Origin of the sequence: Pandoraea apista (assembly GCF_001465595.2) — a bacterium.
Lineage (GTDB): Bacteria > Pseudomonadota > Gammaproteobacteria > Burkholderiales > Burkholderiaceae > Pandoraea > Pandoraea apista.
In genome coordinates this window covers 334725-360560 of record NZ_CP013481.2, presented here as the reverse complement: position 1 = coordinate 360560, position 25836 = coordinate 334725, and the positions used below count along the sequence as shown (strand labels likewise).

The 25836-nt window shown below is 62.5% G+C and carries 29 protein-coding genes; 7 read left to right on the top strand and 22 right to left on the bottom strand.

What is annotated here, in order from left to right:
• Positions 1 to 14 precede the first annotated feature (14 nt).
• The 13 genes from rplP to rpsL all read right to left on the bottom strand — a co-directional run bounded on the left by rplP (position 15) and on the right by rpsL (position 9415).
• The gene (rplP, locus tag AT395_RS01600; protein WP_010804130.1) at positions 15 to 431 is read right to left on the bottom strand and encodes a 50S ribosomal protein L16; all 417 of its coding nucleotides are present in this window, start codon (positions 429 to 431) and stop codon (positions 15 to 17) included.
• A 2-nt stretch (positions 432 to 433) separates the two neighbouring features.
• Positions 434 to 1237: a 30S ribosomal protein S3 gene (gene rpsC / locus AT395_RS01595; protein ID WP_039374939.1), complete on the bottom strand. Its 804-nt coding sequence runs from the start codon at positions 1235 to 1237 to the stop codon at positions 434 to 436.
• A 9-nt stretch (positions 1238 to 1246) separates the two neighbouring features.
• Positions 1247 to 1579, bottom strand: coding sequence for a 50S ribosomal protein L22 (gene rplV / locus AT395_RS01590; protein ID WP_197090685.1), 333 nt, complete (start codon positions 1577 to 1579; stop codon positions 1247 to 1249).
• A gap of 7 nt (positions 1580 to 1586) precedes the next feature.
• Positions 1587 to 1862 carry a 30S ribosomal protein S19 gene (rpsS, locus tag AT395_RS01585; RefSeq protein WP_010804133.1) on the bottom strand — a complete coding sequence of 92 codons (276 nt, stop codon included), beginning with the start codon at positions 1860 to 1862 and terminating at the stop codon, positions 1587 to 1589.
• Between the two features lie 13 nt (positions 1863 to 1875).
• On the bottom strand, positions 1876 to 2703 hold the full coding sequence (gene rplB / locus AT395_RS01580; RefSeq protein ID WP_039374943.1) for a 50S ribosomal protein L2: 828 nt from the start codon (positions 2701 to 2703) through the stop codon (positions 1876 to 1878).
• 2 nt (positions 2704 to 2705) lie between these two features.
• Complete coding sequence (gene rplW, locus AT395_RS01575) at positions 2706 to 3020, bottom strand: 50S ribosomal protein L23 (RefSeq protein ID WP_010804135.1); 315 nt, start codon at positions 3018 to 3020, stop codon at positions 2706 to 2708.
• Complete coding sequence (gene rplD / locus AT395_RS01570) at positions 3017 to 3637, bottom strand: 50S ribosomal protein L4 (RefSeq protein WP_042113423.1); 621 nt, start codon at positions 3635 to 3637, stop codon at positions 3017 to 3019. The genes rplW and rplD overlap by 4 nt, the downstream gene beginning before the upstream one ends.
• Positions 3638 to 3639: 2 nt before the next feature.
• Positions 3640 to 4296 carry a 50S ribosomal protein L3 gene (gene rplC / locus AT395_RS01565; protein ID WP_010804137.1) on the bottom strand — a complete coding sequence of 219 codons (657 nt, stop codon included), beginning with the start codon at positions 4294 to 4296 and terminating at the stop codon, positions 3640 to 3642.
• A gap of 204 nt (positions 4297 to 4500) precedes the next feature.
• On the bottom strand, positions 4501 to 4812 hold the full coding sequence (rpsJ, locus tag AT395_RS01560; protein WP_010804138.1) for a 30S ribosomal protein S10: 312 nt from the start codon (positions 4810 to 4812) through the stop codon (positions 4501 to 4503).
• Positions 4813 to 4930: 118 nt separating this feature from the next.
• Entirely contained in the window at positions 4931 to 6139 is a 1209-nt protein-coding gene (gene tuf / locus AT395_RS01555) for an elongation factor Tu (protein WP_042113424.1), read from the bottom strand.
• Between the two features lie 86 nt (positions 6140 to 6225).
• Positions 6226 to 8328, bottom strand: coding sequence for an elongation factor G (gene fusA, locus AT395_RS01550; protein ID WP_042113425.1), 2103 nt, complete (start codon positions 8326 to 8328; stop codon positions 6226 to 6228).
• Positions 8329 to 8445: 117 nt separating this feature from the next.
• Positions 8446 to 8916 (bottom strand): 30S ribosomal protein S7, encoded by a 471-nt coding sequence (gene rpsG, locus AT395_RS01545; RefSeq protein ID WP_010804141.1) that lies wholly within the window; start codon positions 8914 to 8916, stop codon positions 8446 to 8448.
• Between the two features lie 124 nt (positions 8917 to 9040).
• Positions 9041 to 9415, bottom strand: coding sequence for a 30S ribosomal protein S12 (gene rpsL / locus AT395_RS01540; RefSeq protein ID WP_010804142.1), 375 nt, complete (start codon positions 9413 to 9415; stop codon positions 9041 to 9043).
• Between the two features lie 398 nt (positions 9416 to 9813).
• On the opposite strand from rpsL, the gene AT395_RS01535 reads away from it, so the two are divergent.
• The 3 genes from AT395_RS01535 to AT395_RS01525 all read left to right on the top strand — a co-directional run bounded on the left by AT395_RS01535 (position 9814) and on the right by AT395_RS01525 (position 13565).
• Positions 9814 to 11208, top strand: coding sequence for an aminotransferase-like domain-containing protein (locus AT395_RS01535; RefSeq protein WP_042113426.1), 1395 nt, complete (start codon positions 9814 to 9816; stop codon positions 11206 to 11208).
• A 161-nt stretch (positions 11209 to 11369) separates the two neighbouring features.
• Complete coding sequence (locus AT395_RS01530; RefSeq protein ID WP_048628225.1) at positions 11370 to 12626, top strand: hypothetical protein; 1257 nt, start codon at positions 11370 to 11372, stop codon at positions 12624 to 12626.
• Between the two features lie 216 nt (positions 12627 to 12842).
• The gene (locus AT395_RS01525) at positions 12843 to 13565 is read left to right on the top strand and encodes an HAD family hydrolase (protein WP_042113429.1); all 723 of its coding nucleotides are present in this window, start codon (positions 12843 to 12845) and stop codon (positions 13563 to 13565) included.
• On the opposite strand, the gene AT395_RS01520 is transcribed toward AT395_RS01525, so the two are convergent.
• Both AT395_RS01520 and AT395_RS01515 read right to left on the bottom strand, forming a co-directional pair.
• The gene (locus AT395_RS01520) at positions 13513 to 14181 is read right to left on the bottom strand and encodes an AraC family transcriptional regulator (RefSeq protein WP_231586157.1); all 669 of its coding nucleotides are present in this window, start codon (positions 14179 to 14181) and stop codon (positions 13513 to 13515) included. The genes AT395_RS01525 and AT395_RS01520 overlap by 53 nt on opposite strands.
• A 246-nt stretch (positions 14182 to 14427) precedes the next feature.
• Positions 14428 to 14826, bottom strand: coding sequence for a CopD family protein (locus AT395_RS01515; RefSeq protein ID WP_048628226.1), 399 nt, complete (start codon positions 14824 to 14826; stop codon positions 14428 to 14430).
• 149 nt (positions 14827 to 14975) lie between these two features.
• Between AT395_RS01515 and AT395_RS01510 the strand changes: the two genes are divergently transcribed.
• Positions 14976 to 15284 carry a DUF4148 domain-containing protein gene (locus tag AT395_RS01510; RefSeq protein WP_042113431.1) on the top strand — a complete coding sequence of 103 codons (309 nt, stop codon included), beginning with the start codon at positions 14976 to 14978 and terminating at the stop codon, positions 15282 to 15284.
• Positions 15285 to 15608: 324 nt separating this feature from the next.
• Here AT395_RS01510 and AT395_RS01505 read toward each other — a convergent pair whose 3' ends face one another.
• Together AT395_RS01505 and AT395_RS01500 are read right to left on the bottom strand one after the other, a co-directional pair.
• A complete protein-coding gene (locus AT395_RS01505) occupies positions 15609 to 16319 on the bottom strand; it encodes a dienelactone hydrolase family protein (protein ID WP_082117687.1) in 711 nt (236 codons plus the stop codon).
• Positions 16320 to 16607: 288 nt separating this feature from the next.
• A complete protein-coding gene (locus AT395_RS01500; RefSeq protein ID WP_042113435.1) occupies positions 16608 to 17027 on the bottom strand; it encodes a DUF302 domain-containing protein in 420 nt (139 codons plus the stop codon).
• Positions 17028 to 17219: 192 nt separating this feature from the next.
• Between AT395_RS01500 and AT395_RS01495 the strand changes: the two genes are divergently transcribed.
• Positions 17220 to 17696, top strand: coding sequence for a hypothetical protein (locus AT395_RS01495; RefSeq protein WP_048628227.1), 477 nt, complete (start codon positions 17220 to 17222; stop codon positions 17694 to 17696).
• Positions 17697 to 17709: 13 nt separating this feature from the next.
• Here AT395_RS01495 and AT395_RS01490 read toward each other — a convergent pair whose 3' ends face one another.
• Positions 17710 to 18642 carry a LysR family transcriptional regulator gene (locus AT395_RS01490; RefSeq protein WP_042113436.1) on the bottom strand — a complete coding sequence of 311 codons (933 nt, stop codon included), beginning with the start codon at positions 18640 to 18642 and terminating at the stop codon, positions 17710 to 17712.
• Between the two features lie 134 nt (positions 18643 to 18776).
• Between AT395_RS01490 and AT395_RS01485 the strand changes: the two genes are divergently transcribed.
• Together AT395_RS01485 and AT395_RS01480 are read left to right on the top strand one after the other, a co-directional pair.
• Entirely contained in the window at positions 18777 to 19976 is a 1200-nt protein-coding gene (locus tag AT395_RS01485) for an amino acid aminotransferase (protein ID WP_048628228.1), read from the top strand.
• Between the two features lie 84 nt (positions 19977 to 20060).
• Positions 20061 to 21347 (top strand): MFS transporter, encoded by a 1287-nt coding sequence (locus AT395_RS01480; protein ID WP_042113438.1) that lies wholly within the window; start codon positions 20061 to 20063, stop codon positions 21345 to 21347.
• Positions 21348 to 21455: 108 nt separating this feature from the next.
• On the opposite strand, the gene AT395_RS01475 is transcribed toward AT395_RS01480, so the two are convergent.
• From AT395_RS01475 to AT395_RS01460, 4 genes are read right to left on the bottom strand one after another with little or no spacing between them, the layout of a single operon-like run.
• Positions 21456 to 22445 carry a 2-dehydropantoate 2-reductase gene (locus AT395_RS01475; RefSeq protein WP_042113439.1) on the bottom strand — a complete coding sequence of 330 codons (990 nt, stop codon included), beginning with the start codon at positions 22443 to 22445 and terminating at the stop codon, positions 21456 to 21458.
• Positions 22446 to 22449: 4 nt separating this feature from the next.
• Entirely contained in the window at positions 22450 to 23400 is a 951-nt protein-coding gene (locus tag AT395_RS01470; protein ID WP_048628229.1) for a fumarylacetoacetate hydrolase family protein, read from the bottom strand.
• A 20-nt stretch (positions 23401 to 23420) separates the two neighbouring features.
• On the bottom strand, positions 23421 to 24284 hold the full coding sequence (locus AT395_RS01465; RefSeq protein ID WP_048628230.1) for a DODA-type extradiol aromatic ring-opening family dioxygenase: 864 nt from the start codon (positions 24282 to 24284) through the stop codon (positions 23421 to 23423).
• A gap of 39 nt (positions 24285 to 24323) precedes the next feature.
• Positions 24324 to 25799, bottom strand: coding sequence for an aldehyde dehydrogenase family protein (locus AT395_RS01460; RefSeq protein ID WP_042113442.1), 1476 nt, complete (start codon positions 25797 to 25799; stop codon positions 24324 to 24326).
• Positions 25800 to 25836: the final 37 nt, after the last annotated feature.

Below are 25836 nucleotides of genomic sequence, written 5' to 3'. Positions count from 1 at the left end.
TTCAAATTCTCCCCTCAGGCGCCAAGGCGACGTACGAAGAACGTCGTCTGAATCGGCAGCTTGGCAGCAGCCAGGCGGAACGCCTCGCGAGCCAGCGCTTCATCCACACCGTCCATTTCGTACAGCATCTTGCCCGGTTGAATCTCGGCGACGTAGTACTCCGGGTTACCCTTACCGTTACCCATACGTACTTCTGCCGGCTTTTGCGAGATCGGCTTGTCCGGGAAGATACGGATCCAGATACGACCACCGCGCTTGATGTGGCGAGTCATGGCACGACGCGCGGCTTCGATTTGACGAGCCGTCAGACGACCACGACCGACCGCCTTCAGGCCGAATTCGCCGAACGACACTTCGTTGCCACGGGTGGCGACGCCAGTGTTACGGCCCTTCTGCTCTTTGCGATACTTTCTGCGTTTCGGTTGCAGCATGATTATTCTCCAGTCTTGGCATCGCCTTCAGGCTTGCCAGCCGGACGGCGTGCACCACCGCGCTTCGCACCGGCCTTATCGCCAGCGTCGTCACGACGGGGGCGACGGTCGCCCGGACGCGCGTTGCGGCGCGGACGCTTTTCTTCGGCCGGCTCTTCAGCCACCGGAGCGTCGTTGCGGCCCAGCGTGTCACCCTTGTACACCCACACCTTGATACCGATGATGCCGTACGTCGTCTTCGCTTCCGAGGTCGCGTAGTCGATGTCAGCGCGCAGCGTGTGCAGAGGCACACGACCTTCGCGGTACCACTCGGTACGGGCGATTTCGATACCGTTCAGACGGCCGGCGCTCATGATCTTGATGCCTTGGGCACCCAGACGCATCGCGTTCTGCATCGCACGCTTCATTGCGCGACGGAACATGATACGGCGCTCGAGCTGCTGAGCGATCGAATCAGCGATGAGCTGCGCATCGGTTTCCGGCTTGCGGATTTCCTCGATGTTCACGTGCACGGGCACGCCCATGCGCTTTTGCAGCTCGGCCTTGAGGATTTCGATGTCCTCGCCCTTCTTACCGATCACAACACCCGGACGCGAGCTGAAAATCGTAATGCGAGCGTTCTTTGCCGGACGTTCGATGATGACACGACCAACCGAAGCGTTCTTCAGCTTCTTCTTCAGATATTCGCGAACGCCGATGTCTTCCTTCAGCATCTGTGCGAAATTCTGGTTGTTGGCATACCAACGCGAAGCCCAGTTACGGCTGACAGCCAGACGGAAGCCAGTCGGATGAATTTTCTGTCCCATCGTGACCCCTTAGTTGCCCAGCGTCACAGTAATGTGACAGGTTTGCTTCTCGATCTTGTTACCGCGACCCTTTGCACGGGCCGTGAAACGCTTGAGCGAGGTGCCCTTGTCGACGTAAATGCCCTTAACGCGCAGTTCGTCGATGTCAGCACCGTCGTTGTGCTCGGCGTTGGCGATAGCCGACTCGAGAACCTTCTTGATAATGACCGCGGCCTTCTTCGGCGAGAAGGTCAGGACATTGAGTGCACGCTCCAGCGGCAGGCCACGAATCTGGTCAGCGACCAGACGCGTCTTCTGCGCCGAGATACGGGCACCGCGATGAATTGCTTTCACTTCCATGATCGGCCCCTTATTTCTTCGCCTTCTTGTCGGCCGCATGGCCCTTGAAGGTACGGGTGAGAGCGAACTCACCCAGCTTGTGGCCGACCATGTTTTCCGTCACGTACACAGGCACGTGCTGACGGCCGTTATGTACAGCGATCGTCAGGCCGATAAAATCGGGCAGGACGGTCGAACGACGCGACCAGGTCTTGATCGGCTTCTTGTCACGCGATGCAGCTGCCGCTTCCACTTTCTTCAGCAGATGAGCGTCGCAAAACGGACCTTTTTTAACAGAACGAGTCATTTGCTAGCTCCAATTAACGCTTCTTGCGACGCTGAACGATCATGCTGTCGGTGCGCTTGGTCGAGCGGGTACGCTTACCCTTGGTATGCTGACCCCACGGGCTGACCGGATGACGACCAGCAGCCGTACGACCTTCACCACCACCATGCGGGTGATCCACCGGGTTCATCGCCACACCGCGAACGGTCGGGCGAATACCGCGCCAACGCTTTGCACCGGCCTTGCCGAGTTGGCGCAGGCTGTGTTCTTCGTTACCGACTTCACCAATGGTTGCGCGGCACTCGATGTGCACGCGACGCACTTCACCCGAACGCAGACGCACTTGAGCGTACGTGCCTTCGCGAGCCAGCAGCATTGCCGAGGTACCGGCAGCACGAGCGATTTGCGCGCCCTTGCCCGGTTGCAGCTCGATGCCGTGAATCGTCGTACCGACCGGAATGTTACGGATCGGCAGCGTGTTACCGGCCTTGATCGGGGCTTCCGAGCCGCTGACCAGTTGCTGGCCGACGGTCAGACCCTTCGGGGCCAGGATGTAACGACGCTCGCCATCGGCGTAGCACAGCAGAGCAATGTTCGCGCTGCGGTTCGGGTCGTATTCCAGACGCTCAACCTTCGCCGTGATGCCGTCCTTGTTGCGACGGAAATCGACGATACGGTAGTGCTGCTTGTGACCGCCACCCATATGACGGGTGGTGATGTGACCGTTGTTGTTACGGCCGGCGGTCTTGCTCTTGGTATCGAGCAACGGGGCGAACGGCTTGCCCTTATGCAGATCCTTGTTGACGACCTTGACCAGCGAACGGCGGCCCGGCGACGTCGGTTTCGTTTTGACGAGTGCCATGATTACTTGGCCTCCGCTTCAAAATTGATTTCCTGACCCGGCTTCAAGCTCACGTAAGCCTTCTTCTCGTGGTCGCGACGACCCATGAAGCGGCCAAAGCGCTTTTGCTTGCCCTTACGGTTCAGGATCTGCACCGACTCGACTTCCACCTTGAAGAGAAGCTCAACCGCAGCCTTCACTTCTTGCTTGTTCGCGTCGCGTGCAACTTGGAACACCACTTGTTCATTCTTGTCAGCCACCAGCGTCGCCTTTTCGGAGATCACCGGCGCGAGCAGGACCTGGTACAGACGATGGTCGTTTTTACGCACGTCGCTCATGACAGCATCTCCTCAATCTTGGCGATCGCGCCCTTCGTCAGCAGCACCTTCTTGAAGTAGATGAGCGACAGCGGGTCGGCGAAACGCGGCTCGGTGACGGCAACGTGAGCCAGATTGCGCGAGGCCAGGAACAGGTTCTCGTCCACGCTATCCGTGATCAGCAGCACCGAGTCAAGACCCATGGCCTTGACCTTGTCAGCGAGCAGTTTGGTCTTCGGAGCATCCAGCTTGATGTCCTCGACGACCGACAGACGACCTTCACGGGCGAGCTGCGACAGAATCGAGCACACACCGGCGCGGTACATCTTCTTGTTGACCTTGTGGGTGAAGTTCTCTTCCGGCGAATTCGGGAAGATACGGCCACCGCCGCGCCACAGCGGGCTCGACGACATACCGGCACGAGCGCGGCCCGTACCCTTCTGACGCCACGGCTTCTTGGTCGTGTGCTTGACCTGTTCGCGGTCTTTCTGCGCACGATTGCCGCTACGGGCGTTGGCTTGATAAGCCACCACAACCTGATGGATCAGCGCTTCGTTGTAGTCACGGCCGAACACGACGTCCGACGCGTTGACCGCAGCGCCTTCCTGACCTTGCTCATTCAGGAGCTTCAGTTCCATTGTTACGCTCCCTTCGCGAGTTTGGCCTTGACTGCCGAGGTCACGAAAACCTTGCCTTCGTTGGCGCCCGGAACGGCACCCTTCACGAAGATCAGGTTACGCTCAGCGTCAATGCGCGCGATTTCGAGATTCTGCACCGTCGTGGTGACGTCGCCCAGGTGACCCGTCATGCGCTTACCCGGGAACACACGACCCGGATCCTGCGCCATACCGATCGAACCCGGCACGTTGTGCGAACGCGAGTTACCGTGCGAAGCGCGGCCCGAAGCGAAGTTGTAGCGCTTGATGGTACCGGCGTAGCCCTTACCGATCGACACGCCTTGCACGTCGACCTTCTGGCCCACTTGGAACAGATCGACGCCAACGACTGCGCCCGGCTGCAGTTCAGCAGCTTTGGCAGCGTCAACGCGGAATTCCTTGAGGATTTCACCGGCTTCGACACCCGCTTTCGCGAAGTGACCGGCGGCGGCCTTAACGACGCGCGTTGCGCGGCGATTGCCGAAAGTGACTTGAACGGCGGTGTAGCCGTCCGTTTCATCCGTCTTGATTTGCGTCACGCGGTTGTTAGACACGTCGAGCACGGTGACGGGAATCGAATCGCCGTCGTCCGTGAAAATACGCGTCATGCCAACCTTGCGACCGACAAGGCCAAGGCTCATGATTTTCTCCATTCCCGACTGCGATTGGCCGGGGCTAAATGACAAAAGGATGGTCCACGGATGTGGGCCATCTTTTCAAAACTACACTTGAGCCCGCCATTATAGACGGACTTTTATCGCTTGACAAGTGTTGCTAAATCGCATAACAAAGCCCCGCCGGTCCAGCATTGGCGGGGCTTTCAAGAGCAAAGTCGCTCGCAAGCCTTACTGCAGCTTGATCTCGACGTCGACGCCAGCCGGCAGGTCCAGCTTCATCAGTGCGTCAACGGTCTTGTCCGTCGGATCGACGATGTCCATCAAGCGCTGGTGCGTACGGATTTCGAGCTGGTCGCGCGACGTCTTGTTGACGTGCGGCGAACGCAGGATGTCGAAACGCTCGATACGCGTCGGCAGGGGCACCGGGCCCTTGACGATTGCGCCGGTGCGCTTGGCGGTTTCAACGATTTCGGCGGCCGACTGGTCGATCAGGCGGTAGTCGAAAGCCTTCAGGCGAATGCGGATCTTCTGGTTCTGCATGGAAATTCTCCAAAGAGCGTGGCAGCCCTCGTTCGGGTGCCGGGTAAATCACAAAGAGCAAACAGACTTTGAGAAACAGGCACCGGCCACGCCGGCACCCGCCTCATCGAATCCGCAATTAGTCTTCAATCTTGGCAACGACGCCGGCGCCGACGGTACGGCCACCTTCGCGGATTGCAAAACGCAGACCTTCTTCCATGGCGATCGGCTGAATCAGTTCAACCTTGATCGACACGTTGTCGCCCGGCATGACCATTTCCTTGCCTTCCGGCAGGCCGATCGAGCCAGTCACGTCCGTCGTACGGAAGTAGAACTGCGGACGATAGTTGTTGAAGAACGGGGTGTGACGGCCGCCTTCGTCCTTCGACAGAATGTAGACCTCGCCCGAGAACTTGCGGTGCGGCTTGATCGTGCCCGGCTTGGCCAGAACCTGACCACGCTGAACATCTTCACGCTTCGTGCCGCGCAGCAGAATACCGACGTTGTCGCCAGCCTGACCTTGGTCGAGCAGCTTGCGGAACATTTCAACGCCCGTGCAGGTCGTCTTGTCGATCTTCGGCTTGTCGCCGTCCATGGCGATACCGACGATTTCGATTTCTTCGCCGACCTTGATGATGCCGCGCTCGATACGACCGGTCACAACGGTACCGCGACCCGAGATCGAGAACACGTCTTCCACCGGCATCAGGAACGTGCCGTCAACAGCGCGCTCCGGCGTCGGGATGTACGTGTCGAGGGCTTCAGCCAGCTTCATGATGGCTTCTTCGCCCAGCGGGCCCTTGTCGCCTTCCAGCGCCAGCTTGGCCGAACCCTGGATGATCGGCAGGTCGTCGCCCGGGAACTCGTACTTCGACAGAAGTTCGCGAACTTCCATTTCGACCAGCTCGAGCAGCTCGGCGTCGTCGACCATGTCGCACTTGTTCAGGAACACGATGATGTACGGCACGCCAACCTGACGGGCCAACAGGATGTGCTCACGCGTTTGCGGCATCGGGCCGTCGGCGGCCGAGCAAACCAGGATAGCGCCGTCCATCTGGGCAGCACCGGTAATCATGTTCTTGACGTAGTCGGCGTGGCCCGGGCAGTCAACGTGTGCGTAGTGGCGGTTAGCCGTTTCGTACTCGATGTGCGCGGTGTTGATGGTAATACCGCGTGCCTTTTCTTCCGGTGCTGCGTCGATTTCGTCGTACTTCTTGGCCTGGCCGCCGAACTTCGACGACAGAACCGTTGCGATAGCAGCCGTCAGCGTGGTCTTGCCGTGGTCAACGTGACCGATGGTGCCAACGTTCACGTGCGGCTTAGTCCGCTCGAATTTTTCCTTTGCCATTTCCGAATCCTCAGATACTGAATAGACGATTAAACAGTGAGTAGGGTGCCGTATCGTCCGATGCGGACACCCACCAAATCAATAACTTACTTATTCTTAGCGCTGATGATGCCTTCGCTCACGTTCTTCGGAGCTTCAGCGTAGTGCTTGAACTCCATCGTGTACGTGGCGCGGCCTTGCGTGGCCGAACGCAGCGAGGTCGAGTAGCCGAACATTTCCGACAGCGGGACTTCAGCGCGCACGATCTTGCCGCCGCCAACCATGTCGTCCATGCCCTGGATAATGCCGCGACGCGACGACAAGTCGCCCATCACGTTACCCATGTAGTCTTCCGGCGTTTCGACTTCCACGGCCATCATCGGCTCGAGAATCACCGGGTTAGCACGGCGCATGGCTTCCTTGAAAGCCATCGAACCGGCCATACGGAACGCGTTTTCGTTCGAGTCCACATCGTGGTACGAACCAAACGTCAGGCGAACCTTGACGTCCACGACCGGGAAGCCAGCCAGAACACCGTTCTTGAGGGTGTCTTGAATACCCTTGTCGACCGCCGGGATGTATTCGCGAGGAATGACACCGCCCTTGATCTCGTCCACGAACTCGTAGCCCTTGCCTTGCTCGTTCGGCTCCAGCGTGATGACCGCGTGACCGAATTGGCCGCGACCACCCGACTGCTTGACGAACTTGCCTTCGACGTCCGCTGCCGACTTGCGAATGGTTTCGCGGTAAGCCACTTGCGGAGCGCCAATGTTGGCTTCCACGCCGAATTCGCGCTTCATACGATCAACCAGAATTTCGAGGTGGAGCTCGCCCATACCCGAAATGATGGTCTGACCCGATTCTTCATCGGTCTGCACGCGGAACGACGGATCTTCCTGCGCCAGGCGGTTCAGGGCGAGGCCCATCTTCTCCTGGTCGACCTTGGTCTTCGGCTCGACAGCCTGCGAAATCACCGGCTCCGGGAACACCATGCGCTCAAGCACGATCGGGGCGGTCGGGTCGCACAGCGTGTCACCCGTGGTCGCGTCCTTCAAACCGACGGCTGCGGCGATGTCGCCTGCACGCACTTCGTCGATTTCTTCGCGCTGGTTCGCGTGCATCTGCACGATACGGCCCAGGCGTTCCTTCTTGCCCTTGACCGAGTTCAGCAGCGTGTCGCCCTTGTTCACAACGCCCGAGTAGACGCGGAAGAAGATCAACTGGCCAACGAACGGGTCGGTCATGATCTTGAACGCCAGCGACGAGAACTTCTCGTCATCCGACGCACGACGCTCGACCGGCTGTTCCTTGTCGTCCGTGCCCTTGACCGGCGGAATGTCGACCGGCGACGGCAGGAAGTCGATCACGGCGTCCAGCATACGCTGCACACCCTTGTTCTTGAACGCGGTACCGCACAGCATCGGCTGAATTTCGCAAGCGATGGTACGCGTGCGCAGACCGTTGATGATTTCAGCCTCGGAGAGGTCGCCCTCTTCCAGGTACTTGTTCATCAGGTCTTCGCTCGACTCAGCAGCCGCTTCGACCATGCCTTCGCGCCACTTCTGGGCTTCGGCTTGCAGCTCGGCCGGAATGTCGACGTAGTCGAACTTCATGCCTTGCGACGCCTCGTCCCAAATGATCGCCTTCATCTTGATGAGGTCAACCACGCCCTTGAAGCTTTCTTCTGCACCGATCGGCACCACCACCGGCACCGGGTTGGCCTTCAGGCGGTTCTTCAGTTGGTCATAGACCTTGAAGAAGTTCGCGCCGGTACGGTCCATCTTGTTGACGAACGCCAGCCGCGGCACGCCGTACTTGTTGGCCTGGCGCCAAACGGTTTCCGACTGGGGCTGCACGCCACCCACAGCGCAATACACCATGCACGCGCCATCGAGAACACGCATCGAGCGCTCGACTTCAATCGTGAAGTCGACGTGCCCCGGGGTGTCGATGATGTTGATGCGGTGCTTTTGGTAATTGTTCGCCATGCCGGACCAGAAGCAGGTCGTGGCAGCCGACGTAATCGTAATGCCACGCTCTTGTTCCTGCTCCATCCAGTCCATCGTCGCCGCGCCATCGTGCACTTCACCGATTTTGTGGTTCACACCGGTGTAGAACAAAATGCGCTCGGTCGTCGTGGTTTTACCTGCGTCGATGTGAGCGCTAATACCGATGTTGCGGTAGCGCTCGATAGGGGTTGTACGAGCCACTTTAAACCTCTTTCAATGTAGCCGCCATTTTTGAGGGGGCTACTAACACAAACGGGCGAGGCGCAATTTCTCATGCGCACCCGCCCCGGTTTCTGCTCTAGGTACTGCTTGCCAGCGTCAGAAGCGGAAGTGCGAGAATGCCTTGTTGGCTTCAGCCATGCGGTGAACTTCGTCACGCTTCTTCATGGCGCCGCCACGGCCTTCCGAGGCTTCGATCAGCTCACCTGCCAGACGCAGGGCCATCGACTTCTCGCTACGCTTTTTCGCGGCCTCACGCAACCAACGCATCGCCAATGCCATACGACGCGACGGACGCACTTCGACCGGAACTTGATAGTTTGCACCGCCAACGCGGCGGCTCTTGACTTCAACCACCGGCTTCACGTTACCGAGAGCGGTGTTGAAGACTTCCAGCGGATCCTTGCCCGCCTTGGTTTGGATCTGCTCGAAAGCACCATAAACGATGCGCTCTGCAACCGACTTCTTGCCGGCAAGCATGAGCACGTTCATGAATTTAGCGACATCAACGTTGCCGAACTTCGGATCGGGCAACACTTCGCGCTTGGGGACTTCGCGACGACGCGGCATGATTTCTTCCTTAATAAATTCAGTTGGAGCTTTGCTCCAGGCCACCTACTAGCCACCAGAGGCCGAGTGACCACTTACTCAGTGACGATATACACCATCACCGAACATATATCCGCTTAGCCGCTTAGGCCTTCGGACGCTTCGCGCCGTACTTCGAACGGGCTTGCTTACGGTCCTTGACGCCTTGCGTGTCGAGGCTACCGCGCACCATGTGGTAACGCACACCCGGCAAGTCCTTCACGCGACCGCCGCGAATCAGCACGACCGAGTGTTCCTGCAGGTTGTGGCCTTCACCGCCGATGTACGAGATGACTTCGAAACCGTTCGTCAGGCGCACCTTGGCAACCTTACGAAGTGCGGAGTTCGGCTTCTTCGGCGTCGTCGTGTACACACGGGTGCACACGCCACGACGCTGCGGGCAGTCCTGCAGTGCCGGGCTCTTGCTCTTGATTTGAGCAGAGGTGCGCGGCTTGCGGACCAATTGGTTAATCGTTGGCATTGTGATTTCCTAAACGTGTCAAAAGCATGAAAGCCAAGGCGGGCCGTCATGCGACTTTACTGCGTACTCACCGGCTGCTCTTGCGGATTGTCCGCACCTAACCGCTTGATGCATAAGCATTTTGCATTAGGCACAGGCATGCCGCCGGAAAAACCGGAGCCTGCGACTATACCTGCGCTCGCCGCAAGTGTCAATGCACTCACCAGCAGATTTGCCCGGTAAGTCGTTGATTGTTAACGCCTTGCCACCCACCCTGCACCGCAATCCGTGCAAGTGTCCCCGCTCAAGATGCGGCGGCACCTCCCGAATTCAAGTATTGCGACCACCATGTATGCAAACTACACTGCAATCACCCGGCCAAGTCGCCAAAAATATCCATACATCACACCCACATTGCCATGGACGCCTCTCACGACAGCCTGCGCGCCACCTTTTGGAAGCCCGCCCTGACCACCGGCAAAGGGCCCCGCTATCTGCGGCTGGCCGGATTCATCGAGCAGTCGGTGGCGGATGGACGTCTGCGGCCGGGCGACCGTCTGCCGGCGCAGCGCGAACTGGCGGCATGGCTGGGCATCGATTTCACCACCGTCACACGTGCCTACAACCGGGCGCGCGAGCGCAACGCTATCGAAGGCCGCGGCCCGCTCGGCACCTTCGTGAGTACGCCGCGCGTAGCCCTCGATCAGGTACTGGATCTGGGCATGAATATTCCGCCCGCCCCGGCCGGTCTGTTTCTGGGAGAGATGTTGCAAAAGGGTATCGACGAAGTGCTCCGGCACACGGATGCGTCGATGCTCATGGCCTATCAACTGGGTGATGGCGGTATGGCCGACCGGCAGGCCGGCGCCTTGTGGCTGGCCCCGATGCTCGGCGCGGTTTCCCCGTCCGATGTGCTCGTCTGCCCCGGCGCGCAGGCCACGCTGGCCGCCCTACTGCTCATCGGCACCGCGCGTGACGAAACGGTGCTGTGCGAGCCGATCGTCTATCCAGGCTTGCATAGCGCGGCACGCACGCTCGGGCGCCAACTGGCGTACGTCGCCGCCGACGACGACGGCATGCTGCCCGACGCCCTGAGCGCCGCCGCACGCGATCACGGCGCGCGCCTCGTCTATCTGAACCCTACCCTCCAGAATCCGACCACCCGCACGATGCCGGAGCGTCGTCGCCGCGAGCTACTCGCTGTCGCCGAGACACTCGATCTGACGCTGATCGAAGACGACCCCTATTGGCGTCTCGCCGCAGACGCGCCGCCGCCGCTGGCGCGTCTCGCACCGCATCGCGTGCATTACGTGGCGACGCTGTCTAAATGTCTCACACCGGGGTTGCGCACCGCCTACGTCCGGCTCGCCAGCGCGCGTCAGCGCGACAATTTCCTGAATACGTTGCACTCCTTCGCGCTCATGGCGCCGCCGTTGATGACGGGGCTGGCCACGCAGTGGATACACAACGGCATGGCCGACCGCATTCTTGACGGAGTGAAGGAGGCCGCCGCGCAGCGTCAGGCGATTGCCGCAGACATTCTTGGCGACGCGCACACCCCCGTGACGCAGGGCATTCATCTCTGGCATACGCTGCCAGCGCCATGGACCGCCCGCGAATTGACGATGGCGGCGCGCGCCGAAGGGCTGGCCGTCACGCCAGCAGACGCCTTCTGTCTGAACCCCGACGCCCCCAACGCCATCCGGATTTCGCTGGGCGGCGTGCGCGATACCGAGCGCCTCGCCAGCGCTCTCAAGCGCCTCAGGTCGTTGCTGCGCGAAGCGCCGCCCAGCCTGCGCGCCGCTATCGTGTGAATACCGTTACGTACGCTTTGAATACGCTTGTGCAGGAGAGCGCACCGGCCTGTGCCGAATTCCGAACGCGGGCGCCCCGACGCAACAATCCGTAGCGGTGTAGCGGCCATACTCCGGCGCATCGCGGGAACGGACCCGTGACCTCAACCGGAGTAACCGCCATGCATATTCCCCTGCTGAACTGGGTAACGAATGCCCTTGCCATCTCGCACGGCGTCGCGCTGCCGCATCAGTCGGCACACGCGCAAGATATGACAGCCGGACTGCGGCAGGTCGCGATGGCGCCCGCCTCTGCCGCTTCGCAAGGTTTGGCCTGCGTCGCCACCGAAGACAGGCTCGACTGGTCGCGCGCCCCCACGACCCGAGCACAGGTCTTCGCGGAACGGCTCATGGATGTGCGTTCGGTTTGCGTGAGGGGCAGCCGCAACGACGCTGAGAATTGCCTGCTCGACCTTCCCCCCGATACCAACGTTGCGGTGCGCCCAAGCCATTTGATGCTGGCCGGTTGCGAAGCGTCGCTCCCTGCGCCGATGCGCACGATGCTCGCCAGACAGCGCCGCGATAGCCACTCGCTCGAGCGCGCATTCTCCGAAACCTTCGCGGCCGAGTCGCAGGGCAAGTTCTCCGTGGCGTCCATCGAAGCACGCCTCACGCAGCAACTTGGCCAGATGCCACCCGACGCGCAACGCATGCTGCGCCATGCCGACACCTATGTCGAAGTCCCTCAACTCGCCTTCCTGCGCGTGCTGAGCGGCGAACAGGAAGCCCGGCGCCATCACGTCGCAGGCCCATTCCCGAATGCGCAGAGCCGACGTTCGGCCGGCGTCCCGGAGGTGCGCGACGCCATGCTGGGCGCTTACATCCGAACACCTGCGGGTGGCCGGCACCACTCGCTGTTCGTCTCGCTGGCTACGCCTTCCACCGTGCAGCAGATTCTCGAGGACACGCTCGCACATGCGGCTCAGCATGTAAATCAACTGTTCGGCGAAGTCCCCGATACGTACATGACGGCCCGTATGCAAATGCGCGCCGTGGGACCGGGCGAAGACATCGTGCACACACTCGCCGAGCTGCTTCATGACGGACACCAACGTTTTGGCGAATTCGCTCGCGGCGAGACACGCGAAGCCCTCGCCCCCGAATCGCATGCCCATGTCCGGCAGCAACCCTGCCAACCGGGCGCTTCGACCCTGACCTTCCCGCCGCGGGTGCCGGCATCCCCACCGGCCCCGGCGCAACCTGCCCCCCAAGCGCAATCGAAGACTGGCGAAACCTCAACGCAGACCCTTCCCAGCTCACGCATGCGCCGCGCTCAGCGCGCTCAGGCGCCATCGATCGCCGAAATGCAAGCGGCGCTTGCCAAGCTTGAACGTCTGGCACAGAAATACTCGTCGCTGTCGCGCCCTCGCTACGGCTGATCGTGCAGCGCCTCCCCCTCCCCGCGAAAGGGCGGCCTGGCGCCGCCTTCACGGGAGATGGCCGGCAAACGATGCCCGAACTATCAAATCCCGCAGGTTCCATGTCGCATCCGGCGTATCCGATGTCACTCAACGCGTTTTTTTAAACAGCGCGAATTCGTACACTGCGACATTTAGGTGGCTAGACCTCCGCCCTGACACGAGTCCCATTCCGCCATGCAGGCCAGTTTCGAAAAAGACAGCATTCTGGTGCTCGATGTCGACGGCACTCTGACCGATTCGGTCCGCATTCACCAGCGCGCGCTGCTGGGTGCAATGGAGTCACTGGCATTCGAGGACCTGAATACCGATTGGGGCAGCTACCCCCATCACACCGACACCGGCATCCTGATTCACGCCCACGCCGAGCACGGCCGGGCGTTGCCGCAACCTCACGACCTCGCTCGCTTCGAACACGAGATCGACGAGCGTTTCACCGCCCTGCTCAACGCCCACGGTCTGGCCGAAATTCCCGGCGCCCGAGCCTTCGTCGAAGCCGCGCACCGGTCGCGCTGGGGCGTGGTATTCGCCACGGGCGGTATCCGGCAAGTCAGTCACCGCAAGCTGCGCTCGGTGGCTATCGACTACACGGACGCGATGCTCATCACCGCGTCGGAATACAGTTCGCGCGAACAACTCGTGGCCGAAGCGATCAAGCGGGCGCAAGCCGGTTACGGCATTACGAAACCTCGCGCGATCGTCTCGATTGGCGATGGCATGTGGGATCTGAAAGTGGCGCGTCAACTCGGCATCGACTTCGTCGGCATTGGTTCGAAGCGCCAGCGCTCACCTTTGCATGCCGAAGGCGTGACGGTCTACGACGACATGTGGGACGCCCTGCACTGGCTCACGCATGGCCGCGGGCGCGTGTCAGGTACTCGCTTGGCGTCACGCCCATAAAGCGGCGGAACATGGTGGAAAACGCGCTCGGGGTGTCGTAACCGACTTCGAGAGCTACTTGCGTGATGGGCCGCCCGGCGCCCAACAGCGGCAGCGCGCCCAGCAGACGCATCTGCTGACGCCACTCGCGGAACGGCAATCCGAACTCCGTCATGAAGCGTCGCTCAAGTGTGCGGCTCGACGCCCCAACCTCGATCGCCCAATCCTGCAAACTGCGCGCGTCGGCCGGCGTACTCAGATAAATATCGAAGATCTTGCGCAGACGCGGATCGCGGGGCACTTGCAAGTGCAACGGCGAGTCGCTCTTCCACTCGACCTCCTCAAGCAATAGCGCCATGACGAGCGCGTCGCGGCCGTTGGGCGACCAGTCTTCGGGGAGCGTCGTCGCGCGCAGGATCAACTCGCGCAGCAGGGCGGAAACCCGGATGACCACCGGCGTGTCGGGTGCCGCGATACCGCATCGAGCCACGTCGACATAGATCGTGCGCATCTCGACTCTGCCGCGCATGCGCACTTCATGCGCGACTTCCCCCGGAATCCACAACGCGCGTTGCGGCGGTATCACCCAGAACGACGTGTCGGTGCGCACTTCGAGAATGCCCGCGGTGGCATACATCAGTTGTGCGCGCGGGTGCCTATGCGTCCGCACGACGTGTCCATCCGGATAATCTTTCGCCAACGCGCCGACGGGGCGGGCATGCCCCTGAAACTCCAGGGGTACCGCACTTGGGATCGGCATCGGCACCAGGCGTGTCAAAGGCGTAATTTTTGGGACGTTTTTGGCGATGTCGTCAGCGTAACACCGGGCACGCACGCCCACCAAGCCGAATCCCTTACCGCGCCGTTGCGCGGCGCGCACAGTTCAGAATGGCTTGACGATCACCAACGCCACGATTCCCGCCATCGAGAGCAGCGTAACGGGCAGGGCTCGCTGAAAAAGCGCCGGCGACGCCGTGGCGCCGTCACGCTCCAACCGTCGGAGCGTGGCAGACAAACGGCCGTGCAACCCTGAAATCACCAAGACCAGAACGAGTTTGACCATGAGCCACGGCGCACTCCACCAATTCGCCATGATCGCCAGCGTGGGACCGGTCAGCCACACCACGATCAACGCGGGCGACGCCAGCCGGTAGTCCGCCTGTCGCGCGATGCCTCGCCATTCCGGCTGCGTGAGACGGCCGCCCAGTGCCATCGTCACCATCCCGGCAATTAACGTGATCACTGCAATCAGGTGTACGGCCTTGATCCACAGATAAAGCATCGGTGTCTCCTCGGTTGCTGTCGATTATTTCTATTTGAACAAGAGTTGCTTGTCCGAAGTCGTCTTTATCACCGGCGTCTGCATTAATAGACTTCAACTGTCGACGATGAATATCACATCGCCCCTTTCAAAAGACAGGAGAAAACATCATGCAACGCACCCTTATCACCTCGGCTCTGGTTTCCGCAATGCTGGCCCTCTCGGCCGGTTCGGCTTTCGCCAGCGATGCCTTCGACGGCCCCTCGGAATTCTCGTGGGTGCCGCAAACCAGCGCGCTGAGCCGCGCTCAGGTCCGCGAGGAACTCATCCAGGCCCAACAAGCAGGCCTCGTGGTGCAACACGACGCCGTGTACCCGAAGGCCGCCCCGAGCGCACAGCCGGTATCGGCCGGCGCCCCGGTCACGATGGGTTCGGTCGGTGGCTTGCAACGCGCCGGCACGACCTACTTCGGTTCGTAATGTAACTCGCCGCGCCGCGAGCCTCTCACCAGAGGCCGCGGCGCGTCGTTCTGCGCATAACGACGCGTCGGCATCCGCCGGCGTCCAGTGTGATCTCCGGTCCTCCCCGACCCAAGACTCCTGTCGCTGTGCGTGGTGGTTCAACGCACAGGACTTTGCCCGTCGCTCCGGCGACGGGCTTTTTTAGCGGACTCCCCCAGTAGTCAGGAGGTCCGCCGGACAGCGTCATGCACCAGACGCCAGAAACGACGAAGCCCGCCAAAGCGGGCTTCTTGCCGTCTACGGGTTGGGAACGTCGCGATGTCCCTCGCGCCGCATCAGAACTTACGTCGTCAGCGACTTCGCGAGGAATTCCAGCGCACGGCCATGCGCCAGCGCCGCCGACGGCTGATGATACGAGCCGCGCGCCCAGCAGTTGAAGCCGTGATCGGCGCCCGGGTACACGAACACTTCGGTGTTCGGACGCGACTTCACGGTGTCGCTCACCGACGTCACGATATCCGGTGTGATGTGGCTGTCGAGGGCACCGTAGTGGAACTGCACCGGCACGTTCAGGTTGGCGGCTTCGGCCAGATAGTTGTGAATACCGCCGCCGTAGTACGGCACGGCGGCGTCGACCAGCCCGCGCGCTGCGCTCAGATACGACAGCAGACCGCCGAAGCAATAGCCGACGGCTGCGACCTTGGCGCCGCCATCGATCCTCGCGCGCAGCGCCTTGACCGTCGCCTCGATATCCTTCACCGCTTTCTCGACATCGACCGACTTGCGCAACGCCAAGGCGCGGGTCATGTCGTCGCCGGCATAGCCCAGCTCAATGCGCGGGGCAGCACGCCAGAAGATGTCCGGCGCGAGCACCACGTAGCCGTCCATCGCGTATTGATCGGCCACGCCACGAATGTGTTCGTTCACGCCGAAGATTTCCTGCACCAGAACGATGCCTGGCGCGTTTGCGGTTTTACCCGACGGCGGCAATGCCAGATAGGCATCGAAGGCGCCATCCACGGTTTCGACACGGATCCATTGACTGTTCGACACGGAAATTGCTCCATCAAAGAAGGGGGGAAATGCCTGCGCACGGCAATGACTGAGCGCCCGCGGGAGAGGGGCGCGACAGGCAGGGGCGTCCGTGCGCAGTCAGGCCGGATCAGTATAGGCACTTTTACGCCGACGCACAGTGCGCGGCGAAGCCCACCTGACAAGGCTGAGCGCCGATCGGGCAAGTGCGCGACGTCGCCTCGCGCCGTCGCCGGGCGTCACGTCGCTCGCATCGCACTGCACATCGTTTCGGCGGCCGAACCCGGAACCGAAAATCGAAACGTCCCGTCACCCTGCGAGGGCCGCGTCGAGCAGCTTCGCCACGCCACCGAACCCCGACGCCTGCGCCGAGCCAATGCCGTACAGCGCGCTTAACGACGGGCCGGGATTCAGAAAGTCCACACGAACGTCGTCGGCAGAGGCTGCCCACACCATCACCCTGAGCGGCAACTCCAGTCCGGCATGCGGATTGAGCACCATGACCGGTGTGCCACCCTTCGGGTTACCGAAAAGCAGCAGACGTGTCGGGCGCAATTCCAGTCCGGCAGCCGCAGCCGCCGCGCTCTGATCGATGTCGGCGAAAATCGTCATGCCATGCTGCTTCAGCGCATCGATCACGCGCGTGAGGGTGGCGTAGAAATCCACCGGGCTTCGCCACGACGTAACGGAGGCGGGGTGAACGAATTCGGTTGTCGTACCGGATGCCATAAGGGTCTCCTCGAACGCTGGGCGGGAGTCGACAGCAAAGCCCGCGCAAAGTTGGTGCGGCGAGCGCACCAGTGTAACGCCGCACGACTCGCCTTACATGTCGTTACCGCCCCCCGGCCGAGCATCGGATGCGCGTTACGCTTGCCCCAGAGCGTTCGATACTCCTGCGAGCGCATTTAATACGGAGTCCATATGATGAAGATCAGCATGCGCCACACGGCCGGCGCACTTGCGTTCCTGCTGGCCATGACGGCCACCGGCGTTGCCACCGCCGACGCACTCCCTCCCGCCGCGCGCGTGCAGAGCGCGCAACCCGCCGGCGAAGTCCGCGAAATGCCGCCGCCGCCGGGCATCGGCCCGCACTTCGGCGGGCCGGGCCCACGTGGCCCCGCCGCCTCCGGCGGTCCCGCCTTTGCCGCCGTTCGCACGATTGAAGAGATCGCGCACCTCTATCGCGTTGGCGGTCACCCCGAGAACGTCTTGCCGTTCTATCGCGAAACGCTCTCGCAAACGCGTGACCCGATACTGCGTCACCATCTTCGCGAAGCCATCGCGCGTGAGGAGTTGAAACCGGCCGACACGACAGCCGCCATCTCGACGTTGCGTGCGCAGCTGAGCGAAGATCTTGCGGCGTTGCCGCCGCCTTCGTCCGATGCTAAACGCCGCTGACGGCGCGCGCAGCTCACGCCTGAGGCGTTGCCATGATTCGTTCGTTCCACGCTGGCAGCCATTCCAGCAAGAACTGCGCGAAGCCCTCCGCCGCAGGTGACGCCGCACGAGACAGCGGACGATAGACACACACCTGACGAATCGTCTCGGGCGACACGACACGCCGCATCACCAGACCGAACGGATGCGCGAGCGCCGCGACGTAACCGGGCGTGAGTGTCGCCGCCAGTCCTTGCGCCGCGACCCCGAGTGCGGTCGTCACGTTATCGACCACGTCGATGGGCGTAATGCGCGCATCGTCCGGCGCGGATAACCGCATCTGCGCGACGCTACGTTCGTGATCGCGGCCTGCGGCAACGAGCGGCGTATCGCGCAAATCCGACCAGCGCACGCGGCGATGTTGCGCGAGCGGATGTTCCGGCGTGCACCACAACACCCACGGGCTGTCGAACGCCGGCTCGCCCGCCACGTGTGCCCCGGTGGCGCGGTTGGGGCCGATGGCCAGATCGAGGTCGCCATTGGCGACATGATCGATGAGCGCGTCGACGGGCGTGTCGACCACGCGCACCACGACCTTGGGGCGGGTGGCGGCGTAAGCGCGAATCGCCGCGGGCAGCGCCATGCTCGCGAGGACCAGCGGCGCGCCCACGCGCACGATACCGGCGGCGCGATTGCGCAGATCGTCGGCGGTCTTCTCGGCGGCCTGCACGTGACGCAGCACCGATTCGGCCGAGGCGAGGAAATCACGTCCCGCACTGGACAACGCCACCCGGCGGGTCGTGCGGTCGAAGATGCGAAACCCCAGTACCGATTCGAGTTCGGCCACCAGTTGGCTCACGGCAGACGACGTGAGCCCCAGCCGGTTGCCGGCCTCGGCGAAGCTATGCAATTCGGCAATAGCCACCAGGGCTTCGAACTGGCGGAGCGTGACACGGGTCAGGGGCATGGCGCTTCGATTATCAAGTTTCGCTTACGAATGGACCAAAATCGATTGATTGTTCCGTAAAGGGGCGTCGCCCACAATCGATTTTCAAAATTCACCGCCGATCCCCTTCGAATCGGCAAGGAGCGAGCCCCCTCATGTTTTCCCACGTCGACGCCTATCCCGGCGACCCCATCCTCGGTCTGAACGAAGCCTTCGGACGCGATCCCCGTCAGCGCAAGGTCAATCTGTCGATCGGTATCTACTTCGACGACGACGGGCGTCTGCCCGTAATGCAGGCGGTGCGCGACGCCGAATCGGCCGTACTTACCGACATCGGCCCCCGCCCCTACCTGCCGATGGCCGGCACGCAGACCTATCGCGATGCCGTGCAGGCACTCGTGTTCGGCGAAGCCAATGCCGCGCGGCGCGAACAACGCATCGCCACCTTGCAAACACTGGGCGGCGGCGGTGCACTGCGCGTGGGGGCTGACTTCCTCAAGCGCTATTTCCCGGAGAGCACCGTCTGGATCAGCGATCCGAGCTGGGACAACCATCGCGTGGTGTTCGAGAGCGCGGGCTTTCCCGTGCAGTCGTATCCGTATTACGACGACGCCACCGGCGGACTGCGCTTCGACGCCATGCTCGAGACACTCTCGTCGCTGCCACCGCGCAGCATCGTGTTGTTGCACGCCTGCTGTCACAACCCGACCGGTGTGGATCTGACCCCGGCGCAATGGCAAACGCTCATACCAGTGCTGCACGAGCGCGGCCTCATCGCGTTCGTCGACATGGCCTATCAGGGTTTCGGCGACGGTCTCGACGCCGACGCCTTCGCAGTGCGCGCCCTGACCGATGCGGGCGTGCCGACCGTCGTGGCCAATTCGTTCTCGAAGAACTTCTCGCTGTATGGCGAGCGATGCGGTGCGCTCTCGGTTGTGTGTGCCTCGGCAGACGAAGCGTCTCGCGTCTTCGGGCAGCTGACCGGCACGGTACGGGCGAACTACAGCAATCCGCCGACGCACGGTGCGCGGCTCGTTGCGCAAGTATTGACGACCCCCGCCTTGCGGCGCGCGTGGGAAGACGAACTTGACGGCATGCGCACGCGCATCGCCACGATGCGCGCGCAGATTCATGCGCGGCTGGCGGCGCACGTCAGCGCAGAGAAACTCTCCCGTTACCTCGCGCAGCGCGGCATGTTCACGTACACGGGGCTCTCAGCGGCACAGGCCGATGCGCTGCGCGAGACGCATGGCGTCTATTTGCTGCGCTCCGGGCGCATGTGCGTGGCCGGCCTGAACACGCGCAACGTCGACACCGTGGCGCACGCCATCGCGCAGGTGCTGGCGCAGGGCTGACACCGCGGCGGGAAGTCAATACGGACACGGGGTGCATGCCTCCGACGAACGCATGCTCGACACATAACAACGACTGGAGACAACATGACCACTGCCACTGCCGCCGGTGCCCGCATCGGCCGCGACACTTCCTCACACACCTGGCGCGCGGTGGTATCCGCGTCCATCGGTAACGCGCTTGAATGGTTCGATCTTGTCGTGTACGGCTTTTTCGCCGTCACCATCGCAAAACTCTTCTTTCCTGCGCACGATGACACGACCTCGCTGCTGCTCACGCTCGGCACGTTCGGCGTGTCGTTTTTCATGCGTCCGCTGGGCGCCATCGTGATCGGTGTGTACGCCGATCGCCGGGGGCGTCGCGAAGCGCTGACACTGACCATTCTGTTGATGATGGCGGGCACCGCGATCATTGCCTTCATGCCGACTTACGAGACGATTGGCGTGCTCGCACCAATGGGCATCGTGCTCGCGCGCATGATTCAGGGCTTCTCGGCAGGCGGTGAATTCGGCAGCGCAACGGCCTTTCTCGCCGAGCACGCGCCGCAGCGGCGCGGCTTTTTCGCGAGCTTTCAGGTGGCGAGTCAGGGGCTCACGACGTTGCTCGCTGCCGGCTTCGGCGCGGTCCTCACGAGCACGCTCTCGCCCGAACAGATGCAAAGCTGGGGCTGGCGCGTGCCGTTCCTGTTCGGTTTGCTGATCGGGCCGGTGGCGTATTACATCCGTCGTCATGTCAGCGAGACGCCCGAGTTCCTCGAAGCCGAGCCGACCCAAACGCCACTGCGCGACACGTTCGAGCATCAGAAAGTACGACTGCTGCTGGCCGTGGGCGCGGTGGTCGTTGCCACGGTCTCGACCTATCTCGTGCTGTACATGCCGACGTATGCGATCAAGCAACTCGGGCTGCCGGCATCGGTAGCGTTTGCGGCAACGGTCGCCACCGGGATCGTGCAGATGTTCCTGTCGCCGGTCGTGGGTGCCTGGTCGGATCGCGTGGGTCGCGCAAAGCCGATGATGATCGCGGCGGCAGCGCTGCTGGTACTGATCTGGCCGATGTTCTGGCTGCTCTCCACTTACCCGAGTTTCGGCATGATGCTCGCGTTGCAAACGCTGCTCGGGGTGCTGATGACAGTGTACTTCGCACCGCTGCCCGCACTTGCCTCGGAGATCTTCCCGGTGAAGACACGCACAACGGGCCTGTCGCTCTCGTACAACCTGTCGGTCACGTTCTTCGGCGGCTTCGCGCCGTTCATCCTGACGTGGCTGATCAACGCCACGGGCAGCAAACTGGCGCCGAGTTTCTACATGATGGCTGCGGCCGCCGTGGGTCTCGCGGCGCTGAGTCAGGTGTACCGGCACACCGGCGTGCGGTAATGCAACGCCGCTGAAGACAGGGTGATAGCGCGGTACCGGCGCGATCATTGAAAAGGGGCACCCGAGGTGCCCCTGCTGCCCGTAATTTACGTTCGTCAGACGGACGGCTTATTGCGGATATAACCCGTGCACCCGCCCGAAGAGTCGCGTCAGGCCGAGCAGCGCATCGATGTTGGGTGTCGGTACACCGACACGCTGGCCAATCTCTCTCACGACGCCTACCAGCGCATCGAGTTCGATGGGGCGTTGCGCTTCCACGTCTTGCAGCATCGACGTCTTGAACGCCCCCAGCTTCGCCGTTACCTCGTGCCGGTCTTCCGGCGACTGCTCGATGGCGCAGCCGATCTTCGCACCGATCGCCGCCGCCTCGCGCATTGCTGCCGAGCAGAACGCGCGCACGAGCGGATCGTCCAGCAACCGGTCGATCGTCGCACCGGTAATGGCCGACACGGGATTCATCGTCAGATTGCCCCATAGCTTGTACCAGATGTCGAGACGCACGTTATCCGATGCCTTCGCCTCGAAGCCCGCACGCTCGAGCAATCCCGCAAGGTGCTGCACCCGTGCACTCGTTCCGCCGCCCGGCTCGCCGATGATGAGACCACGCCCCATCTTGTGATCGACCAACCCCGGCTCGGGCGTCGCTGCGCTCGCATGCACCACACAACCGATGACGTTCGTCAGTGGGATCGCCGCGCCGATCGCGCCCTCCGGATCGACGCTCGTTAGCGAATCGTCGCCAAAAGGCGCCACGCCTTTGCAGAACCACCAGGGCACGCCGTTCATGGCGGGCAGCACCAGCGTCTGCGGCCCGAGCAATGGGGCGACGGATGCTGCGACCTGCGTGAGCGCCGGCCCCTTTACCGCGATCACGACCAGATCCTGAACGCCGAGCTTCGCGGCGTCCTCCAGCGGATGCGCCGCAGCGACCGGCGCCGCCGTCAACGTCTCGCCCTGCTTCACCCGCCAGCCGCGCTCACGCAGCGCCGCCAGCGTTGCACCACGCGCCAGCGCACTGACCTGCGCCTCGCCCGTTGCCGCGAGCTTCAAACCGAGCAAGCCGCCGATGGCGCCCGCGCCAATGATCGTTACCTTCATCCCTTCACTCCTGTCGATGTGCCGCGAGGCGATAGTTTTCCTTGAATCGCTCCGGGACACGTTCGTCAAAACCCAGCGCCACGCGGCGCACTTCGGGACTGTCGCCCGGCGAATGCCCCACCCCGAGCGCCGCAGCACGCGGAGCGTCAACGCGCACAACCATGCCCGAAAGGCGTCCAAGGCCGGTGATCTCGCACTCCACCAGATCGCCGGCGTCCACGGAGCGCGAATGGCATGGCGTGCCCATCAGGATCACGTCGCCCGGCACCAGCGTAATGTGACGCGCAATATCCGCAATCACGTAATGAGGGCCCCAGATCGTTTCGTCACCGATGTGCGCTTCCTGCACAACGCGCCCGTTGCGGTACGTGCGCAACGTCTGCTCGAACAGATTCACGCCGCGCACGATACCGGGCCCGATGGGCAACAGCGTATCCGCTCCCTTTACGCGCAGCATCGATCCCTGATCCGTGTCGCGAAAGTCTTGCAGCCCCATGTCCAGCGCCGGACAGAAACCTTCGATGTAATCCCACGCCTCGTCCGGCAGCACATTGCGGCACGTGCGCCCGATCACCACGGCATACTCGCCCTCGTAATTCAGATAGCGGCAGTCCGCCGGCTTGAGAATCTGTCCCCCATGACCGTTCAGCGACGTGGGAGGCTTGGTGAAGTACGTTGGCGTATCCGTCGGTTTCGGTTTGTTGCGCGTCTCCATGCTACGCGAGCGATAAGAGATATGCACGGCGACGATCTTCGACGGATCGACCGGCGGCAAATGCGCGACCGTCTGCGGGTCGACCGTACGGCCATCGTCGAGCCGCAGCAATCCGCGCTCGTTGCCTTCTTCGACGATCGTGCCCCAGAACGCACTCCCCCCTAACAGGATGCGACGGCGTTCGACGCGCGGCCCGCACATCACGGCAGGCAATTCGCGCAACGGAAATTCGAAGTCCATGGTCTTGCCTCGTCGGAGGGTTAGAGGGTGTCGAACCAGATATGCACGTTGCCAGTGCCGCGTGCGTTCTCGTACTCGGAGAGCACCGTGCCCGCGTTGCGGCACGCTGCGCCGCCCAGTGCGCCGACCATCTGCAAATAATGCGCCCCGTGCGCTTCCCACGGACGCTTGCGGTAATCGTCGTCCCAGTCGGCAAGAATCCGGTCGTGCCGCCCTTCGCGAAACGCCTCGATCGCCCGCTTGTCGCTCTCGATATTCTCCGGGCGCGACACGTTGCTCTCGTGAAAAATGCGCGGATGATTCGGCTTCCAGTCGATGCCGTTGAACCGGTGACTCAGTGCCCCTGACGCCAGCATCACCACACGCAGACCGCTGCGGCGAATCGCTTCACCGATCGCGTCGCCCGATTGCAGGAAGTGCTGCGTTTCGCAGTTCTGGCAGGAACTCACGGTGACGATCGGCCAGACATCGAGCCGCATCTGCTTGATGACATTGATCGTCGGGTAATGGCGCGGCAGATCGGGATGCTGCACCGCGCGGGCGCGCACGCCTCGCTCGCGCGCCACGGCCTCGACACCCAGCGCCAACTCGGGATGCCCCCGGTAGTCGTACGGCACGCCGTGCAGATACCACGGCATTTCGTCCGAGATGTACATGCCCGAGTAATGCGCCCCGCCATCGATCAGGTGATAGCCCGTGGTAAACCAGTGCGAATCGAAAATCACGATGACGTCCGGTCGCGCCGCCACGATGCGCTCACGCACCCGGGCGTAGCCGGGGATCAGGTCCGAATCCGCGCCCGCGCCCTGCAACACGCGAAACTCCTCACACTGCATCAGGCCCGGGTGGTGCGACACCAGTGCCGCGCCGACGATCTGTCCCATGTTGCTCTCCTCTCATTGTCATGTCGCCGCGCTTGCGCGTCAGCGATGGCTGAAGCTCGCCTTGAACGGCTGTTTGGGCACGACGACATCTTTCACGTCGCAGAAAAATTCGAAACTCCAGTCACCGCCTTCTCGCCCGATGCCCGAGCGCTTGATGCCGCCGAAGGGTGCGGCCAGATCGCGAATGCCGAAACTGTTGATCCAGATGAAGCCCGTGCGAACGCGCTCGGCCACCGCCACGGCATGCGTCTCGTCGCCGTAGCAAACGCCACCCAGGCCGTAGTCCGTGCCGTTGGCCATGTCGACAACCTCGTCGTCGCTTCTGAACGTTTGCAACGTGAGTACGGGACCGAAGACTTCCTGCTGCACGATCTCGTCGCGCTGACGCAGGTCGGTCAGCAGCGTTGGCGCAAAGTACTGCGCACCGAACGGATGGCGCGTGCCGCCCCACAACACCCGCGCGCCCCCCGCAACGGCGCGCTCGACAAAGCCCTGCACGCGTTCGAGCTGGCGCATGTGGATGATCGGACCGACTTCGGTGGCCCCGTCGCGGGGATCGCCCACCACCAGCCGTTCGACTTGCGCACGCAGCGCCTCGGTGAATGTCGCTGCGACATCGGCGTGCACGAGCAAACGCGTGCCCGCCAGACACACCTGTCCGGCATTGCGATACATCAGCGCAGCGGTCGCGGCAGCGGCGTCGAGGTCGGCATCTGCCAGCACGATGAACGCCGACTTGCCGCCCAGTTCCAGACTGCAAGGCACGAGATTCGACGCCGCCGTCTTCGCAATCCACTTGGCCGTTGCCACCGAACCCGTGAACGAGATGCGCGCGAGCCGTGCGTCGCTCACGAGCGTCGCTCCCGTCACCGCACCCGAGCCCTGCAACAGATTGAACACCCCCGGCGGCAGGTCCGCCTCGTGCGCGCAGTCGGCGAGCAGCGAGGACGTAAGCGGCGCCCACTCCGGCGCCTTCAGCACCACCGTGTTCCCGGACGCGAGCGCCGGGCCGATCTTCCATGTCGCGAGCATCAAGGGGGAATTCCACGGTGTGATCACCGCCACCACACCCGCCGGATCGTGACGTACGAGGTGGCGCGCCTGCGGTGTCTCGATCACACGGTCCTGCAGCGTCAATGCATGTTCGGCGAACCACGTGATGTTCTGCATCGCGCGTGGCACCACACCATGCGCCATGCGCGAGCGCAAGACACCGGCGTCGGAACTCTCCAACGTGGCGAAGGCATCGGCGCGGCGGCCGATCGCCTCGGCGAACCGCTGGAGATACGGCTGACGCCCTGCCGCGCCCAGCGCCGCCCAGGCGGGAAATGCCTGTGCTGCCGACGTTACCGCCGCGTCGACATGGGCCGGATTTGCACTGGCGATGTCGCCAAGGCGGGTCTGGTCGATGGGCGAGACACACTCGAAGGTATCGTCGGACGCCACTCGGCGGCCATCGATATAGTGGTCCGGTGAAACCGATACACCGGCGACGTCAAAACGGTTAGCACTCATGCCGTGTCTCTTGGGAAATGTTTGGGGGAAGGCGTGG